The sequence below is a fragment of the uncultured Helicobacter sp. genome, assembly GCF_910577135.1.
Classification (GTDB): domain Bacteria; phylum Campylobacterota; class Campylobacteria; order Campylobacterales; family Helicobacteraceae; genus Helicobacter_C; species Helicobacter_C mastomyrinus.
Genome location: NZ_CAJTLL010000025.1, coordinates 1 through 16822, shown reverse-complemented (window position 1 = coordinate 16822; position 16822 = coordinate 1). Strand labels below are relative to the sequence as shown.

Sequence of the window (16822 nt, the reverse complement as noted above, 5' to 3'; positions counted from 1 at the left end):
TTTTAACGCCACACAATGTAGAAAATCCACAAGAATCTTTTAAAGATATTTTTGGTTCTAAAGCGTATTTAATCAATGCGATTTTGCCATACAAACGTGTAATTACACATAAAGAGCATATAACGGGGGGGGGGGCTAGAACAAGAGCTGCCTAAAAACACACCTCTCAAATCTCCAATCACACACTCTAAACCCTTATGTCATAGCCCATTTGATGAAATTTGGATTAATGCTGATTGCTCACTTATTTTATGTTGCAAAGATTATTTTGATAGTATCAATTTTGGTTCATTGCTTACAACCGATTTTTTAGAAATTTATCAAGGCATTGAGTTTGAAAAAATTAGAAATATGCACAAAAATGGCATTTTTCCACCATATCATCTTTGTAAGCAATGTTTGGGAATATAATTATGAAACATCATATAAAAACCCTAACAATTATTACTGATTCTTTATCTTTAAGCAGGGATTGCACTCCTATAGAATCCACTTGGGTGGATAGATTTATGCAAACAATGGGGGGGGGGGCTAAAATATACTTCTTTCCCCAAAGGGGCAGACATACTAAAGACATCATACTTCAAAAACAAGACCTTTTGACATATCAAAAAGCAGATATTGTTATTATACAAGTTAGCGTAGTTGATGCGTGCAGACGAATCATTAAGCGGGGTTGGGAAAGAATACTATTGACACTCCCTATCACAAGATACTTGTATAAAATTATCTCTAAGAGATTAATGTTTCATCTCACATCTTTATATAAATTTCATTATGTTAGCCCCACTTGCTTTAAAGAAAATATTTATCATATTGCTCCACCCGGCAAGAAACTGATTGAAAAAGTATATAACATACAGGAGGATATAAACCATTACAATGCAATCTTAGAAGAATGCAGTCTTGAAAAACATTTTACCATAGCACAAGCATTTAAAGATTGCGATAAAAATCATATTACCATCGCTGATGGACATCATCTTAGCAGGTATGGGCATTCATTAGTATTAAATTGTCTAGTAAAAATCTTAAAAAGTAGGGCTTTTGAGAGAATCTAAAATCATCGCTAGTGAGCACGGAAGCAGCTCAAACAATGTATCCTTTTGCCAAAAAATACAATTATCTTTGAAATATTTCCACAATACTTTTGTTATAGGAATCCACAGCTTATTACCATATCACGAAGCTACTATTACTCTATGGCAGGAGAAAGCAATGGCACGAGTATGCACCCGCAACTTGAGCATATATACCTCTGCCCTAGCAAACTTCTAAAGCCCTATCTATATTGACAAAGCTCCCTTAAAGCAAAGCAATGTCCATTTGCAAATCCATAGGATACCCTTATGTGATACATCTTGCTTTGCCTAGAAGCGGTGGATTATCCATTTGCATCTAGCGTCTATCTCAAGCTATAAAGCTTTTATAAAATCATCTTATATCCGCATTTCTCACATAGTTCGCAAGGGGCTATGCCATCTTTTAGATTCTGTGCGAACTGCAAAAAACGCACAGAATCTAAAATGCCCTCCATACTTTGTGTTCTTACATTGCCAAAACTCGCCCTCCCGTTATAATCAATACAACAAGGCACAAGCTCACCATTGCTTAAGATTCCAAACTGCTTGTGCGCCCCATAACACAAAGGCTTTGAATCTTTGCTCTCGCTCTTATATGTGCGCTGCTCTAGCATACTTTGCTCCCATTCAAATGAAGGCATAGGATTCAAAAATATTTTAGGAGCAAGTTTGATGCGTCCTTGCCTTAAATCACACGAAGGCAACCCAAAATACGCCCTTATGGTCTCAAGCATTACCTTAAATTTCTCACTTTCCTGCATAATATCATTTTGGTGAAAGCGGAGATTGATAAAAATAGGTGCATTGCGCTGTATATGCGCCCCGCAAAAGTCCAAAATACGATGTAAATGCGCCATTTTTAGCACATTAGCATTTGCCAAAAACGCGCTAAGAGAGAAAGAAACCTGCACAAAGGGATTTTGAAGCAAGAGCTCAAAATCCCGCTCTTTTAAGAATAACCCCGTACTTACCAAATCTACCTTAAGCCCATAATGTGCTAAGATTCTCACATAAGCCGCAAAATCCCCAACACCTAGCGGGTCGCCCAAAATATGCAAACACACGCGTTTTGCCTTGCCCTGAATCTGCTCACATATAGATGTAAAAAGCCCTAAGTCCATCTCACCCCGCTTTGTCTGTCTCAAACCACTCGGGCAGAATCCACATGAAAGGGCGCAATAATCGCTTATTTCAATATAAATTTTTTCAAATACTTTCATTCTAGTCCATTATTGCATATATGCTAAAAATAGCCCAAAAAATGCGCCAAGCAGCGCTTTATCGCTCTCTTGTGCCATTTGTACCTCAACATCAAATGCCTCAAAATCCTGCTTTGCTAGCACCTCGCATACCGCCTCAAGCTCATAAATCTTAGTCCTCTCAAAGTCTCCAAAATACGCCATTGCAGATTCTATAAGATGTAAAGCCATACGATAGGAGCTATTGTGATGGATATTACTCAAATCCTCCCCACACACCCTTTCAATATGCGATATATACGGAGAATCCTCACTTAAGAGATAAAAGATTCTATTTGATAAAGCGGGGGTGAAAATCTCAAATGCCTTATGGAGACTAAAAGGTAATGTCCTTGTGCCTTGCAGCTCACTTTGTAGCACAAAGGCAAAAGCACGATTAAATCCAAAGGCACATTTTTGCATAAAATTCTTGCAGATTCTAAAGCTATATGCTCTACCCCACAGCTTCCCAAAGCTTTTTAACGTATCTAAATAACCAATCTCTACATTTTCACTCATACTCACCTTATCAAAATCAAGCATACCTCCAAGAGAAGCGATAGGCTGGATAGTCCGCACAAGCGGGTGATGGCTATAAATATGCGGATTAGGATTAAGCGCTATGGCTATCACTTCCTCAGCCCCAAGCTCAAAGGCAAAATTTACAGGTAGCTTGTCATAATATCCGCCATCGATATAATCCTCCCCCTCAATCTCACACACGGGAAACGCCGGAAAGCACGAAGCAGAGGCGAGAATCCACAAGGCGAGATTCTGCAAATTTAGCTCTGCTTTGGGCTTTTGTATAGGTGCAAAAGATGGAATCTTCACGCTTACTAAGCCATAATTAATAGGAGAGGTGAAAAATGAATCATTAAGCGAAGATTCTATAATCTGCTTAAGCGGCGTAATATCCATACCTTTATTATTTGCATAGCTTTTAATAAAAGGTAGGAGCTTATCAAGATTAGCTTTATAGTAGTTTAAATCCGTGCGGAGGTTAAGCCCATTAAGCGCGACTTTATCAATATCAATCTCGCGCCACAAAGCTAATGCTTTGTCATAATCGCCCTGCACCATCATCGCACCATTAAATGCTCCTATACTCGTGCCTGTGATGATGTGATATGCTATGCCTAGCTCTCTTAAAGCCCTCCACGCACCGATTTGATACGCACCCTTTGACCCACCGCCACCAAGCACAATAGCCCGTTTCATTATCCTGCTCCCTTTTGTGTTTTTCAAAAATAGAGATTCATAAAATTTTACAGAATCAATGTATTTTATTTAATTTAAGTCAAAAAATGTTATATTCCCATTTTTCACTCAACAATACAATAAGGACAACTAAGGAGAGAGTGATGACCACCACATCTCAAGCACCATTGCTAAAAATATCGCATTATCGCTACAAACGCTATATCGTTTATGCCATAGCCACTTTTGTTTTTCTTCTTTTCCCCTTTATACAGATTAATGGCAATCAGCTCTTTTTACTCTCTTTTGACCACAAGCAGCTGCATTTGCTCGGTGTCGTATTTGATATGCAAGAATTTTATCTTATGCCATTTTTGCTGATTTTAATGTTTGTAGGAATCTTTTTTATGACAACCCTTGCTGGGCGGATATGGTGTGGCTGGGCGTGTCCACAGACGATATTCCGCGTTTTGTATAGGGATTTACTACAAACAAAAATCTTTGGTTTGCGTAAAAAAATTAGCGATAAGCAAGAAAAGATGGATTTAAGCACCTTTAGTGCGAAAATTAAAGCCCTGTGCGCGTTTCTCATCATTTCTGTGCTTTGCCTTGTAGCCTCTGCTAGTTTAATGTTTTTCTTCACGCCTCCTAGTGATTTTTTTGCCTATATGAGCGACCCACTCAATCATCGAATCTTGCTTGGATTCTGGCTTGGATTTGGGCTATTTTTTATCCTTGATATTACCTTTATACAAGAAAATTTTTGCATTTATATGTGTCCGTATTGCCGCATACAAAGCGTGCTTTATGATAATGATACACTTATGGCGCTCTATAACTATAAGCGTGGTGGGGCTGTATATGATGCAAAGGGTATAAAATATAGCCTAGCTCCCAAAAAGCAAGATATAAATAATGAATGCACAAACTGCTCTGCTTGTGTGCGTGTCTGCCCTACGCATATTGATATTAGAAAGGGTATGCAGCTTGAGTGTATCAACTGCCTTGAATGTGTCGATGCGTGTGCAAGTGTGATGGGCAAACTCGGCAAACCTTCGCTTGTAGTGTGGAAGTCTTCTGCTTCGCTTGATAATAATGGCAAGGTGCAGTTTGTCCGCTTTAGGACGATTGGCTATGTGGTTGTGCTAGCACTTGTGTTTGTGCTACTGCTCTTTATGGGAACAACCAAAGAATCTATGCTGCTTGATATTAGCCGCACTGCTGAGCTATACGAAGCAAGAGCAAATCATATCGTGGAAAATCACTACATAATGATATTTAATAATACCGATTCCAAAGACCACGAAATGTATTTTGAAATCTATAATACAAAAGGTGGCAATATCGCCCAATCTCTGCAGATTCTCCAACCTAAAGCACCTTTTAAAGTCAAAGCCGGAGATAAGGTGAAAAAAATCGTAACCCTCCGTACGAGAGAGAGCTTGCAAGCAGGGCATTATGACATCATCATTCACGCTTTTGCAGTAGATGAAAAAGAGAGAGTATTTGCAGAGCGAAAGACAAACTTTGTCTATCCACCAAGCGATAAGATTAGGGATTAGCTTAAAACTATGAAAAACAAAATCTATGCGATATAAGTCTTTCAAGAACGCCTATTGCAGCAAGCCTGTCAATGGGTCTTAAGCTATATCTTAGTGTATTTTGCTTATAATGAGCGGCTTTAAACATTACAAAATGGAGCAAATCAATATGATTCTACAAGATAAAGTCGTTGTTGTAACTGGCGGAGCTGGTCTCATTGGCAAGGGCTTTATCGAATCTATTGTGCAGCATGGCGGCATTGGCGTGATTGCAGATATTAACCTAGAAGCTGCCAAAGCAGCAAAACAAACTATTTGCGAAAAGCTTACAAACTCATCTTCTCAACAACTTGCAAGTGATATATCTACTCGTATTGATTGTGTTATGCTTGATATTACTTCTAAAACAAGTTTCGAGCAAGCCATAGAAACAATTCACACACATTATGGTAAAATAGATGCACTCGTCAATAATGCGTATCCTCGCACAGCAATGTGGGGTAAAAAAAATTTTTTTGAGGTAGAATATGAAGATTTTTGCGCAAATATCAATCTTCAAATGGGCGGCTACTTTCTTAGCTCACAGCAATTTGCAAAGTATTTTAAAAAACAAGGATTTGGCAATATCATCTCAATGAGTAGCATACAGGGCGTATATGCTCCAAAATTTGACACATACATTGGCACACAAATGGATAGTCCTATTGAATATAGTATGATTAAGGCTGGTATATGCCATATGACGCGCTATATGGCAAAGTATCTTGCCAATACGGGCATTAGAGCTAATGCTATCGCGCCCGGGGGTATTTTAGACAATCAGCCTCAAAGTTTTTTGGCTCGATATAGAAAGCATTGCACAAGTAAGGGTATGCTCGATCCCCAAGACTTAAGTGGCACACTTATTTTTTTGCTTAGTGATGCAAGCTTATATATCAATGGACAAGTGATTGTTGTCGATGATGGATGGGGACTATAATGCAGCGAAAATATCACCTAAAGTCAAAAGTCAATAAAACCGCGCAATTTTTGTGGTATTTACAAAACTTTATTCGACACGGCACATTTAGCCCCTCTATCAAGCAAATTGTGCCCATCAAAGATAGAATTTTTGTTATAGGTAATGGTCCTAGCCTCAATACTGACATCACATCACATATTAAAGATCTATGTCTTGAAGACATAATGATGGTCAATCAAGCGCTTACCCATACTCTTGCCTTTGAGCTAAAACCCAAATATTATATGCTTATGGATCCTGCATACTGGGGCTTTTACACCGATAAAGAGGATATAGATGGGGGATTAACTCAATGTGTAAAATGCCTCAATGAGGCTTTTTCTCGAGTAGATTGGGAAATGAATGTTTTTGCGCCATATCACTACTACCATAAGCGCACTGCCAAATCCCTTGTATTAAACAACCCTAAGCTTCACATATATACTTTTAATGCCGTTGAACTTTATACATTTAGCATGTTACAACGATGGCTTTATAGACATAATTTTGCTATTCCAAGCGGTATTAATGTTCTACTTGCTGGGCTATGCTGTGCTGTAACAATGGGCTATAAAGAAATTTATTTGCTTGGGGCAGATAGCACTTGGCATAAACAGCTTGAAGTCGATGAAAACAATAGAGTATATTCGCTTGAGACACATTACTATCACAATCAAAAAGAAAAAATCTATACTCCATATCCGCTTTCATTTCATATGCAGTGTATAGCTGAAGCTTTTAAAGCCTATGATACATTAGGGGTGGCATTCCCCTATATCTATAATCTCTCATCGGTTTCAATGATTGATGCCTTTAAACGAAAAAATATAGATTCTATTTTAGGCAGCGGGGGGGGGGATACTAAACATCTTGTAATCCTACTTTATTCCCTTTTCCTCATCAAAAGGGGTGCTTATGTCTCTTAAGCACCTTTGTTTAAACACCCTTTACACAGCCTATCACTTATATGCCTTTATAAGAAATGCTGCCTATACTTCTAGCGTATCCTCACTTTCAAAATCTACCAGCAATCATATTTTTATTCTTGCTAATGGTCCAAGTCTCAAAAAAGATATACAAAGATATGCTTCCTTGCTTAACGAACATAACACACTAATGATGAATCACTCAATCACAAAGCCTATACATCACGCCATTCAACCAAAATATCACATCTTGATGGATTCTGTATATTTCATAGGAGATACCTACAATGTAGCATCACAGGCTTATTATCAAAAAGTAGAGCAAGAGGTAAAGGAAATATTGAGTGCTTTAGAGCGTATATCTTATCCGCTCACTTTGCTTGTGCCTAATGTTTGGGAACATTTAATAGATATTAAAAATCCTCATATTAACATCCAAACCTTTGGCATTGCAAAATTTAAAGGCTTTGACTTCATCGCTCGTTTTCTCTTTCAAAAGGCTCTTGCCCTACCCTCATATTACAATGTATTAATTCCCTCTATTATCTGCTGTATTGCTATGGGATACAAATATATCTATCTTTTAGGCTGCGATTATAATTGGTTTAAAAACTACTTTGTAAATACCAATAATACGCTTTTTAATGACTATAAGCACCTTTACAATGAAGATGAAACACTTTGTGCCCCAGAAAAGATACATCTGTATAATATTTTACATACAGACGCTGAAATCTTTCAGTCTTATCATATTTTGCAACGTCTTTTTACATCGACTACGATTTATAATCTCTCCTCTCATTCTGCCATTGACGCTTTCCCAAGAAGCACACTAGCTGATATTTTAGCTGGGGGAGGGGATAGAGTAAAACTTCTTGCTTTTTTAATCTTACTGCATTCCTTCATATTGTATAGATTGCATAGGAGGAAACAATGATAAAATCCATCATTAAAGCAATCCTCCCGCGCAAATTACGCTCACTGCTTATCACATATAAGAATCTTTATATCACACGTTTTCATATCAAATCCTACGCAATTCAAGGGGAAGACCTCATTTTGCGCGAAATGCTTCAATACGCGCAAAATGGATTTTATGTCGATGTTGGGGCTCACCACCCATTTAGATTCTCAAATACTTATCTTTTTTACAAGCAGGGCTGGAGCGGTATCAATATTGACGCAATGCCTAACTCTATGAATTTATTTAATCGATTCCGTCCTAGGGATATTAACATTGAGTGCGGTATATCTAACGGGGGGGGGGGCATAATGACATATTACAGCTTTAATGAACCCGCCCTTAATGGCTTTTCCCCTGTTTTGGAGACAAAATATAATCACCATCCGCTTTATCATCTCATTGACAAGATTCCTATTCCTATGCGAACTTTAGAATCTATCCTTGATGAACATCTCCCAGCACACACACAAATTGACTTTATGACTATTGATGTTGAAGGCTTAGATTTAGAAGTGCTGCAGTCTAATAACTGGGAAAAATATCGCCCCAAAATTATACTCGTAGAATCTTGGGATAGCACATTAGATAATTTTTTTTCTAACCCAATCTATCTTTTTCTTTCTTCAAGAAATTATGAACTCCTAGCTAAAACTATCAACACACTCATATTTAAGGAAGCGATATGAAAAATATTATTCTCGTTGATAGAGACCTTACGTTCATTGATACATTTTTAGAGCTTCAATATCACATTGTAGTCTTAATCGTAGATTCAGATTCTATGGCAGCAGATTGTAAGTCAAAATACAAAAATCACCCGCAAATCACGCATATTATGTCTATGCAGGAATTAGAATATGTAGATGGGACGCCTTATCTTGACTATAATCTCTTACATAACTTTATAAGAGCGCAGTATAAAATTGAATTTGTCGCACATAGATGGCTCAATGATGGTATGCTCTCAAGCAATAGGTTTATTAATGCGCTATGCTTTTGGAATCATATCTTTGATACTTTTCATATCGATTTAGTTTTGATTGGTTGTATTGAACACGGGATAACTTATGATATTCCTGCTTATATTGCTAAACATAGAGATATTCCTGCATTTTTTATACCCCCTACCCTCATTTATGGCATCTCTATTTTACATTTTAATACAAATACATACATTCCTTTTGTAAGTGGGAATCTTAATGAAGAGCAGATACAAGAAAGTCTTTTTTATCACTTCAATCCCGATGATATTGTCTTACCCACAGCAAATAAAACCCTATGGGACAAGCAAAAAACATTTATAAGGCAAATGCTCCTCAAAATAGGTGGGCAAGTTTTAGTAGATTTTATAATATGTCTTTTAAAACGAGATTTTACTATCAAGCAACACCCGGGGTATTTTCCCGTATCATTTTGGCATAGACTTTTATGCCTTCTATACACAAAAAAGCTAAAAAAATACTATAAGAAAATTTCACAAAGTCCAAATTACAATGAGCCTTTTATTTTCTATGCGATGCACTTTGAGCCAGAAGGTGGGACTTCTGTATGTGTGCCTTTGCAAAATCAGCTTACTATTATTCAAATGCTTCATAATGCCTTGCCTAGTGGCTGGAAACTCTATATTAAAGAACATCCCCATCAATTTATGCTTAACAATCCTGAAATGGTATATTTTCTCTATAATCTCAAATGGTGGAAATCTCTCGCTTTTTATGAGGAAATACATAAACTTCAGCATACAAAACTTATTGATTTTGATACCCCATCAAAAGAGCTTATTCAATATGCTAAAGCCTTAGCTACCATCAATGGGACAATCCATATTGAATCAACCTTTCATAACAAGCCGTGCATTGTATTTGGTGGCAAAAACCTTATTCTACATAAGGCAAAAAATATCATTTGTGTAGAAAATTTTACCCATTTAAAGGGACAATTAGAGCTTTTAGAAGCTCTAAGCCCTCTCATTTTAGCAATGAGACAATACCCCCCTTGCATTTATTCAAAATTTACGCCACACATTACCAATCCAAAACAAGAGCAAAAGATATTATCCGCTCAATACAAGCGTATCTCTTATGGTAAAAGCATACTCCATCTACCGCATTTACAGCACTGCTTTGTCTTTGCTTGTCCTCCTGTATATACGAAATGTAATAATAGGGGTGAAATCTATGCATAACCCTATTATTTTATTAGACAGAGATGGGAAGCTACTCTCTCATATTTTAAATCATACAGATTTTCATATTGCCGTCTTAGTCTGTGAATTGCATCAAAAAACTTTATCACTCGTAGAAGCATATAGACATAGAATCATTCATTGCCTTGACTATCAAAATCTCCTCCAAATACAGCACACCACATATATAGACTATGAACTCATCAAACAGATGAAGCATATTCAAATTGATGTAGAAACTATGCTACATCGTGTTATGTTAAACAACCCACTTGCAAAAGATATTTACTATCAATATCTTTCATTTTTTGCTGAAGTTTTTGCAAAGTATCCTATATCATTTGTCCTTAATGCAGAAATGATACTTGCTACACCACACCACTTGATTCCATTTGGTTTAGCTCATTTGCACAATATTCCAAGCTACACACTTGAGGGCATTATGGACGATATGTCCCTTGTATATTACAATAAGAAAACTTGTATTCCTTTTGATACCCATAATAAGCCAACATCCTCTATTAAGCAACGATGTTTTTATCACTATGAAACACACTCAAATAAACCTCCCCACACACTGAAAGATAAAATTAAATCCTTGCTTTACAATCTTGGTGGTTCTATATTAATAGAATTTATAGTTTGCCTTAAGCATATGAGCTTTAAATGTAGCTTTATGGGGATAGAATACAACTTTTTTTCCAAACTTTATTCGTTTATCAAGCATAAAAGAATGCATAATTTTTACAAAAAATATGCTCGTAAGCCCAATCTTGATGAAAAATTTATTTACTTTAATCTCCATCTTGAACCCGAAGCAGCCATTATAGGCAGAGCCACCCTCGAAGCTCAACTTACTCTTATCAAAATGACCGCTCAAGCCCTGCCAAAAGGTTGGAAACTCTATGTAAAAGAACATCCCCATCAATTACAATTTAACAATGACTTAACAAATTATTTTCTCCACAATATTGCATTTTTTAAAAATATTACATTCTACAAGCACATTATGAATGTCCCGAACACAACGCTCATCTCACTTGAAATAAGCTCAAAACAACTTATTCAAAAAGCTCAAGCCATCGCTACTTTTAATGGAACCGTTACTTTAGAATCTATCCAATTTAATAAGCCTGTTATTTTATTTAATGCTACTACAACCGCCTATAAGTTCTTAAACCACACGCTCCATATCTTCTCATATAAAGATTTGCAAAATGCTATTTCTCGCATACAAGATGGATTTCCCTATAAACTTGATGAGCAAAAAGAATTTTCTCGTATTGAGCCATATCTCTCAAATATACAAAATACAAATTTTTATAACAATCTCCTTACAACAATTATGAAGCATACTCAAGCATTAAAAGAGAAGTTATGATGTTACAATCTTATGCTCCCATTATCCTTTTTACTTACAATCGCCCTAAACACACCCAACAAGTGCTTGAAGCTCTAATCGCCAATCCTCTTGCCTCAAAAAGTGATCTTTATATCTATCAAGATGGAGCAAAACCTCAAGCCACCTATAATGATAAAAATGCCATACAAGAAGTAAAAACATTCATTAAAGAGATTATTGTAAAAAACGCACAAACTCCTCTATTTGGCTCTATCACTTTTATTGAGCGGGAAAGTAATCTAGGACTAGCAGATTCAATCATTGATGGCGTTACTTATGTGATGAGTAAATATGGCAAAGCAATCATTTTAGAAGATGATATTGTAGTATCACCGGTCTTTTTAAACTATATGAATGCGGCATTATCAAAATATGAAAATGAGCCAAAAGTATGGGGGATCTCCGCTTGGAGCTACCCGATAGATACTACTCATTTGGGAGATTGTTATTTTTGGCGTCTCTTTCACTGCTGGGGCTGGGCTAGCTGGGAAAATAGATGGCAGCACTATAAACGCGATATTACTTGGGCATTGGAAAATTTCTCGCAAGAAGATATCAACTACATCAACCTTGATGGTATTGCGCCTTACTTTAATCAAGTCATTGATAATGCAAAGGGCAAAATCAAAACTTGGGCTATTTTTAACTGCCTCATTGCATACAAACACAATGCGCTTGTTCTCTGCCCTAGCACATCATACATTCAGCAGATTGGCTTTGATGGAAGCGGTGTGCATTGTGGTCAAGAGGGAGAAATCTTTAACCCCGCTCATATCAATACAAAATTTCCCATCACCTACCCAAATGAAATTATAGAATCTGCTACAGCCCTAGAGCGTATCAAAGCTTTTGAGCTTTCGCTTAAGAAGCCTATCTATATACGTGCCTATGGCAAACTTATAAGAATCTCACAAAGCCTCGGGCAAAAAGTGAATCAATTTATTAACGGGGGGGGGGGCAGAACCAAATATTATAATCTCTTATCCTGCATTAACTCACGCTTATCCATTCTCTTATAATCACACACCGCCTCTACTTTATCTTTATACATACTACAACCACCCCCTACCTTACCCAAACAAAAAGGAGCATAAATGAAAGCATTAATCTTAGCTGGTAGCTTAGGCACACGTCTTGCAGAAGAAACTTCAATAAAACCAAAGCCTATGGTAGAAATAGGAGGATTCCCAATCCTCTGGCATATTATGAAGCTATACAGCCACTATGGGTTTAACGACTTTATTATTTTACTAGGCTACAAAGGATATGTTATCAAAGAGTATTTTGCTAATTTTTTCCTGCATAATAGTGATATAAGCATTAATCTTAAGGATAATTCTATTGAGATTCTTAATTCTCAATCGCAAAATTGGAAAGTAACGCTCCTTGATACCGGTAAAGACACGATGACTGGCGGTAGAATCTTACAAGCCAAACCTTATATCAATAATCAAACGTTTATGCTTACTTATGGCGATGGACTATGTGATATTAATCTCCAATCCCTTCTTAAGTTTCACAAATCGCATCAAAAAGCAATTACCCTCACTGCCATACAACCAGAAGGAAGATATGGGGCAATCACTTTTGGAGAAAATAATAGAGTAGAACATTTTTTAGAAAAACCAAAGGGAGATTCCCAAAATGACAAAGGTTGTGTTAATGGAGGATTCTTTGTATGTGAGCCCGACATATTTACATATATTAAAGACTTGCAAACTATTTTTGAACAAGAACCACTTATTAGACTAGCCCAAAATAAAGAGCTTGTTGCTTTTAAGCATTATGGATTCTGGCAGTGTATGGATACATTAAGAGACAAACAAATGCTTGAAGACCTATGGCTCAACAATCCCAAATGGAAGGTATGGTAATGAAACTCAAACGCAATAAAACGGAACTTACAGGTATACTGGGTATAGAAAAAATTAATCTTTTAGAGAATCTTAAAGATGTAACCCGATGGAGAGAGTATCGTCATATTTATCAACAAGCCTCAACATTAGAGATTATCACTCCCTACACAAATCGACTTTGAACTTAATGCTACTTGCAATCTTAAATGTCCTATGTGTCCGCTATCTGTGGAAAATAATAATGAAAAAAAGCATTTGCTTTTCCCATTTGAACTATTCTGTCATATCATAGATGATGGTATAAAGAAAAATGCACTTAAAGCTATCAAACTTAATTATTTAAACGAACCACTTTTACGCAAAGACCTTGAAAAATTTATTCTCTATGCTAAGAACGCAGGTGTGCTTGAGATTTATTTCTCAAGTAATGGCTTACTTCTTACAAAAGATAGGGCAAAATCCCTCATTGAAGCAGGACTTGATAGGATACAAATATCCATTGACGCCTATTCTAAAGATGTGTATGACAAAATACGCCCCGGAAGCAACTATCATCAGGTTGTAAATAATGTATTGGGGCTTATTGAGCTTAAAAAAGAGCTTAAAAGCCTCACACCGCTTATTCGAGTAAATTTTGTCCGCACAGAAATTAATGAACATCAGCTTGATGATTTTATCGCATTTTGGCAGGATAAAGTTGAGATGATAGGATCGCAAGAGATGGTTAAACCACCCGAAAGTTCAAAAGAACTGAGTTCAAAAACAACTCAAGCAAAACCAAATTTTCAATGTTCATTTCCCTACAAGCAGCTTGTAATCACTGCTGAAGGAAACGTTTTGCCTTGCTGCACCTTCTATGGTGAGCAAATGGTGCTTGGCAATATCTTACAAGCCTACAATAGCCAAAAAAATATTTCCTTACAAACATTTTGGCAAAGCAAAAGTATGCAGACATTAAGAAAACTCCATAAAAATCACTCTTATGCCACAAACCCTATTTGTAAAAAGTGTATAGAGGGAGCCATTAATGGATAATTATCGCATTCAAAACCCTATATTGCTTATAGTATATAAACGCATAGACACACTCCAAGAGATAATAAAGCAACTTGCAAAGCTAAAGCCGAGTTCAATATATATCGCCGCTAACTCCCACAAAAACAAAGAAGAAGAACAACAAGTAAAAGAAGTAAGAAACTTTTTAGAATCCACCATACAATGGCAATGCAATATACATAGGTTTTATAGAGAATCGCATTTGAGTGCAAAACTCTCCATAAGCTCTGGAATATCTTGGTTTTTCTCCCACGAAAAACAAGGCATTATATTAGAAGATGATTGTCTGCCTACGCTTAGCTTTTTTAGATTCTGTGATGAATTACTAGAAATATCGGGCAAACGAAGAGGTTTTTATGATAAGTGGCTGGAGTGCGCTAGACTTCGCCCCTAATCTCTCGACACAAACCCTCTGCCCTAAAGCCTCTCTCAAAGAAGATTATTACTTCTCAAAATATAATCATATATGGGGCTGGGCGTCGTGGGCAAGGGCTTGGAGCAAATACCAACTCGAATTTGGCAAAGAGGATATCAAAACACTTGATAATTTTTGCTCCAAACGTGAAAAAACTATATGGCACAGAATCTTCAAAACATACGCACAAGGTAAAATAGACACTTGGGACTATCCGTGGACATATAGCATTTGGAAACAAAAAGGCTTGTGTATATATCCAAAAACAATATGATAAGCAACATTTGGATTTAATAGAACTGATGCCACCCACACCACAGGGGATTCTAAATTTGCCACTATGCCTAGCTATGAGCTACATTTTCCCTTAACACACCCTCGCACAATAGAGCAAAACAAAACACTTGATACAATAAATTTTCACATCATATTTAGCACTATGCCACTTTACAAAAGAATTATCCGCAAATTCAAATACCTATATAAGCACTATTTCAAGCTACGCATATCAAACAATAAAACCATAGTGAAAACATAAACCTTTACCCAACTGCTGTCATTTTTACTTTATTTGCAAATAACAAAATCCTATGCTTACTCTGTTTTAGAACGAGCAAAAATCATCATATCTCCATCACCAAAACCTAACAAAATCTTCTTAGCATACACAACAAGGGTATAACAATGTATATTTTTGTAATACTCCCGCACGATAAATAAGTTTATAAGAACTATTTTATTTTTTAATATACTTAAATACAGCACACTTTAGGTATTATTTCCTTAAAAATATAATTTTTGGAGATTTTATTATGCTATCTCGTTTAAAATTTGGTATCAAGCTTAACCTTATTATAGGAATTGTTGTGTTTCTATGTATTGGCGCTATGGCATCTATCACACTTATACAATCCCGAAAAACGCTCGATAAAGAAGCCCATAAGCTCCTCACGAATGTAGCTCAACGTCACGCAAACAATATCGCACCTATTTTTAATGAAACCTTTGCCATTTTAGAAAACACACAAGGTATCGTTAATAATTTTCTCAAAACTGGTGTATCACTCGATGATAATTTTATCGATGAGGTAATGACATCTTTGCTTGATAGTGCCAATTGGGCTAAATATGCTTATGTGCTTATTTTTAAATCCTCTATGCCACAAGGCAAGCAAGAAAATTATGTTATCAAAGATGAAAAAAGTGGTTATTTGGTGCTTTACCGCAATAACGAACTTTATCAAGTAGGTGGTGTGCAACGTATCAAATCCGATAGCCAAGTGCTTAGCTTCCCTGCTCTTGATCACGCGATCAAAGAAAAACGCTCTATTATTGGTATCCCTATAAAAATCACACTTGAAAATGAAGAGTTCCATTCTGTTAATGCTATAGTTCCGCTTTTTAATGGTGATACATTAATCGGCGTCATTGGTATGTCTATTGACCTTGATTCTATTATTGATAAGATTGTTACAAACAAAGAGAACAGCGTATATGAAAATGATTTTATTAGTATCCTCTCGCAAGGGGGTGTGATCGCTGTAACAGATGATATGTCCTTATTTGGCAAAAAGTTTTCGGAAACAAATTCTGACAAATCCATTAATCAAGCTATTAATGCGCACGATACACACGCTCACGATGTTATAGAATATCATAATCGATATGGACAAAAAGCTATCGTAGGTATTAGCACATTTGAAATATGGCGTAACACAGGGGCTTTTTGGACTGTGCTTGTATCAGCGCCCAAAGATTCTGTATATGCACCTTTATATGAGATTACCTTTACTATAATAGTTTCTGTATGTATTACTTTTATAACAATTCTGCTTGTCATTTGGCTTTTTGTGAATCGCACATTAATAGTGCGCCTCAAAGAGATTTCCCACACCCTCTTTGAATTCTTCAAATTCTTAAATCACGAGAGACAAACAGCGCCAGAACCTTTACGCATTAT

General features: G+C 36.5%; 18 protein-coding genes and 1 pseudogene. 17 read left to right on the top strand and 2 right to left on the bottom strand.

All coding sequences use genetic code 11. The features are described 5' to 3' along the window. Positions 1–147: 147 nt before the first annotated feature. Genes QZ289_RS10475 through QZ289_RS09775 form a run of 3 tightly spaced genes read left to right on the top strand, consistent with a single transcriptional unit; the run spans position 148 to position 1295 of the window. Positions 148–411 carry an SPASM domain-containing protein gene (locus QZ289_RS10475; protein ID WP_366916129.1) on the top strand — a complete coding sequence of 88 codons (264 nt, stop codon included), beginning with the start codon at positions 148–150 and terminating at the stop codon, positions 409–411. A gap of 2 nt (positions 412–413) precedes the next feature. Then, positions 414–1061, top strand: a complete 648-nt coding sequence (locus tag QZ289_RS09780; protein WP_295702086.1) for an SGNH/GDSL hydrolase family protein — start codon at positions 414–416, stop codon at positions 1059–1061. A gap of 45 nt (positions 1062–1106) precedes the next feature. Then, complete coding sequence (locus QZ289_RS09775; RefSeq protein WP_295702084.1) at positions 1107–1295, top strand: hypothetical protein; 189 nt, start codon at positions 1107–1109, stop codon at positions 1293–1295. 131 nt (positions 1296–1426) lie between these two features. On the opposite strand, the gene QZ289_RS09770 is transcribed toward QZ289_RS09775, so the two are convergent. Next, complete coding sequence (locus tag QZ289_RS09770) at positions 1427–2302, bottom strand: radical SAM/SPASM domain-containing protein (RefSeq protein ID WP_295702082.1); 876 nt, start codon at positions 2300–2302, stop codon at positions 1427–1429. A gap of 9 nt (positions 2303–2311) precedes the next feature. Next, entirely contained in the window at positions 2312–3538 is a 1227-nt protein-coding gene (locus tag QZ289_RS09765; RefSeq protein ID WP_295702063.1) for a patatin-like phospholipase family protein, read from the bottom strand. A gap of 143 nt (positions 3539–3681) precedes the next feature. On the opposite strand from QZ289_RS09765, the gene ccoG reads away from it, so the two are divergent. From ccoG to QZ289_RS09695, 14 genes and pseudogenes are all read left to right on the top strand, one after another. Next, the gene (gene ccoG / locus QZ289_RS09760) at positions 3682–5079 is read left to right on the top strand and encodes a cytochrome c oxidase accessory protein CcoG (protein ID WP_295702061.1); all 1398 of its coding nucleotides are present in this window, start codon (positions 3682–3684) and stop codon (positions 5077–5079) included. A gap of 151 nt (positions 5080–5230) precedes the next feature. Further along, positions 5231–6037, top strand: a complete 807-nt coding sequence (locus QZ289_RS09755) for an oxidoreductase (RefSeq protein ID WP_295702088.1) — start codon at positions 5231–5233, stop codon at positions 6035–6037. After that, entirely contained in the window at positions 6037–6984 is a 948-nt protein-coding gene (locus QZ289_RS09750; protein ID WP_295702059.1) for a hypothetical protein, read from the top strand. The genes QZ289_RS09755 and QZ289_RS09750 overlap by 1 nt, the downstream gene beginning before the upstream one ends. Beyond that, positions 6974–7921, top strand: coding sequence for a hypothetical protein (locus QZ289_RS09745; protein WP_295702057.1), 948 nt, complete (start codon positions 6974–6976; stop codon positions 7919–7921). The genes QZ289_RS09750 and QZ289_RS09745 overlap by 11 nt, the downstream gene beginning before the upstream one ends. Beyond that, the gene (locus QZ289_RS09740; RefSeq protein WP_295702055.1) at positions 7918–8634 is read left to right on the top strand and encodes an FkbM family methyltransferase; all 717 of its coding nucleotides are present in this window, start codon (positions 7918–7920) and stop codon (positions 8632–8634) included. The genes QZ289_RS09745 and QZ289_RS09740 overlap by 4 nt, the downstream gene beginning before the upstream one ends. After that, positions 8631–10133, top strand: coding sequence for a hypothetical protein (locus QZ289_RS09735; RefSeq protein WP_295702053.1), 1503 nt, complete (start codon positions 8631–8633; stop codon positions 10131–10133). Before QZ289_RS09740 ends, QZ289_RS09735 begins: the two co-directional genes overlap by 4 nt. Further along, positions 10126–11514, top strand: a complete 1389-nt coding sequence (locus QZ289_RS09730) for a hypothetical protein (RefSeq protein ID WP_295702052.1) — start codon at positions 10126–10128, stop codon at positions 11512–11514. Before QZ289_RS09735 ends, QZ289_RS09730 begins: the two co-directional genes overlap by 8 nt. Next, positions 11511–12554 carry a hypothetical protein gene (locus QZ289_RS09725; RefSeq protein WP_295702050.1) on the top strand — a complete coding sequence of 348 codons (1044 nt, stop codon included), beginning with the start codon at positions 11511–11513 and terminating at the stop codon, positions 12552–12554. The genes QZ289_RS09730 and QZ289_RS09725 overlap by 4 nt, the downstream gene beginning before the upstream one ends. A gap of 75 nt (positions 12555–12629) precedes the next feature. After that, positions 12630–13409, top strand: coding sequence for a glucose-1-phosphate cytidylyltransferase (rfbF, locus tag QZ289_RS09720; protein ID WP_295702048.1), 780 nt, complete (start codon positions 12630–12632; stop codon positions 13407–13409). Further along, the gene (locus QZ289_RS09715) at positions 13409–13573 is read left to right on the top strand and encodes a hypothetical protein (protein ID WP_295702046.1); all 165 of its coding nucleotides are present in this window, start codon (positions 13409–13411) and stop codon (positions 13571–13573) included. Before rfbF ends, QZ289_RS09715 begins: the two co-directional genes overlap by 1 nt. Before the next feature lie 31 nt (positions 13574–13604). Beyond that, positions 13605–14426, top strand: coding sequence for a radical SAM/SPASM domain-containing protein (locus QZ289_RS09710; RefSeq protein WP_295702044.1), 822 nt, complete (start codon positions 13605–13607; stop codon positions 14424–14426). Continuing rightward, positions 14419–14841: a hypothetical protein gene (locus QZ289_RS09705; RefSeq protein ID WP_295702042.1), complete on the top strand. Its 423-nt coding sequence runs from the start codon at positions 14419–14421 to the stop codon at positions 14839–14841. The genes QZ289_RS09710 and QZ289_RS09705 overlap by 8 nt, the downstream gene beginning before the upstream one ends. Beyond that, positions 14804–15136: a hypothetical protein gene (locus QZ289_RS09700; RefSeq protein ID WP_295702040.1), complete on the top strand. Its 333-nt coding sequence runs from the start codon at positions 14804–14806 to the stop codon at positions 15134–15136. The genes QZ289_RS09705 and QZ289_RS09700 overlap by 38 nt, the downstream gene beginning before the upstream one ends. 538 nt (positions 15137–15674) lie before the next feature. Continuing rightward, positions 15675–16822: pseudogene (locus tag QZ289_RS09695) on the top strand (methyl-accepting chemotaxis protein); the annotation flags it as partial.

What these genes read in the sequence shown, in the direction of transcription:
- QZ289_RS09765 (WP_295702063.1), bottom strand. Translation starts at nt 3,538, where the DNA reads ATGAAACGGGCTATTGTGCTTGGTGGCGGTGGGTCAAAGGGTGCGTAT.
- QZ289_RS09700 (WP_295702040.1), top strand. Translation starts at nt 14,804, where the DNA reads ATGATAAGTGGCTGGAGTGCGCTAGACTTCGCCCCTAATCTCTCGACA.
- QZ289_RS09725 (WP_295702050.1), top strand. Translation starts at nt 11,511, where the DNA reads ATGATGTTACAATCTTATGCTCCCATTATCCTTTTTACTTACAATCGC.
- ccoG (WP_295702061.1), top strand. Translation starts at nt 3,682, where the DNA reads ATGACCACCACATCTCAAGCACCATTGCTAAAAATATCGCATTATCGC.
- rfbF (WP_295702048.1), top strand. Translation starts at nt 12,630, where the DNA reads ATGAAAGCATTAATCTTAGCTGGTAGCTTAGGCACACGTCTTGCAGAA.
- QZ289_RS09780 (WP_295702086.1), top strand. Translation starts at nt 414, where the DNA reads ATGAAACATCATATAAAAACCCTAACAATTATTACTGATTCTTTATCT.
- QZ289_RS09750 (WP_295702059.1), top strand. Translation starts at nt 6,037, where the DNA reads ATGCAGCGAAAATATCACCTAAAGTCAAAAGTCAATAAAACCGCGCAA.
- QZ289_RS09745 (WP_295702057.1), top strand. Translation starts at nt 6,974, where the DNA reads ATGTCTCTTAAGCACCTTTGTTTAAACACCCTTTACACAGCCTATCAC.
- QZ289_RS09770 (WP_295702082.1), bottom strand. Translation starts at nt 2,302, where the DNA reads ATGAAAGTATTTGAAAAAATTTATATTGAAATAAGCGATTATTGCGCC.
- QZ289_RS09735 (WP_295702053.1), top strand. Translation starts at nt 8,631, where the DNA reads ATGAAAAATATTATTCTCGTTGATAGAGACCTTACGTTCATTGATACA.
- QZ289_RS09710 (WP_295702044.1), top strand. Translation starts at nt 13,605, where the DNA reads ATGTGTCCGCTATCTGTGGAAAATAATAATGAAAAAAAGCATTTGCTT.
- QZ289_RS09730 (WP_295702052.1), top strand. Translation starts at nt 10,126, where the DNA reads ATGCATAACCCTATTATTTTATTAGACAGAGATGGGAAGCTACTCTCT.
- QZ289_RS09705 (WP_295702042.1), top strand. Translation starts at nt 14,419, where the DNA reads ATGGATAATTATCGCATTCAAAACCCTATATTGCTTATAGTATATAAA.
- QZ289_RS09715 (WP_295702046.1), top strand. Translation starts at nt 13,409, where the DNA reads ATGAAACTCAAACGCAATAAAACGGAACTTACAGGTATACTGGGTATA.
- QZ289_RS09740 (WP_295702055.1), top strand. Translation starts at nt 7,918, where the DNA reads ATGATAAAATCCATCATTAAAGCAATCCTCCCGCGCAAATTACGCTCA.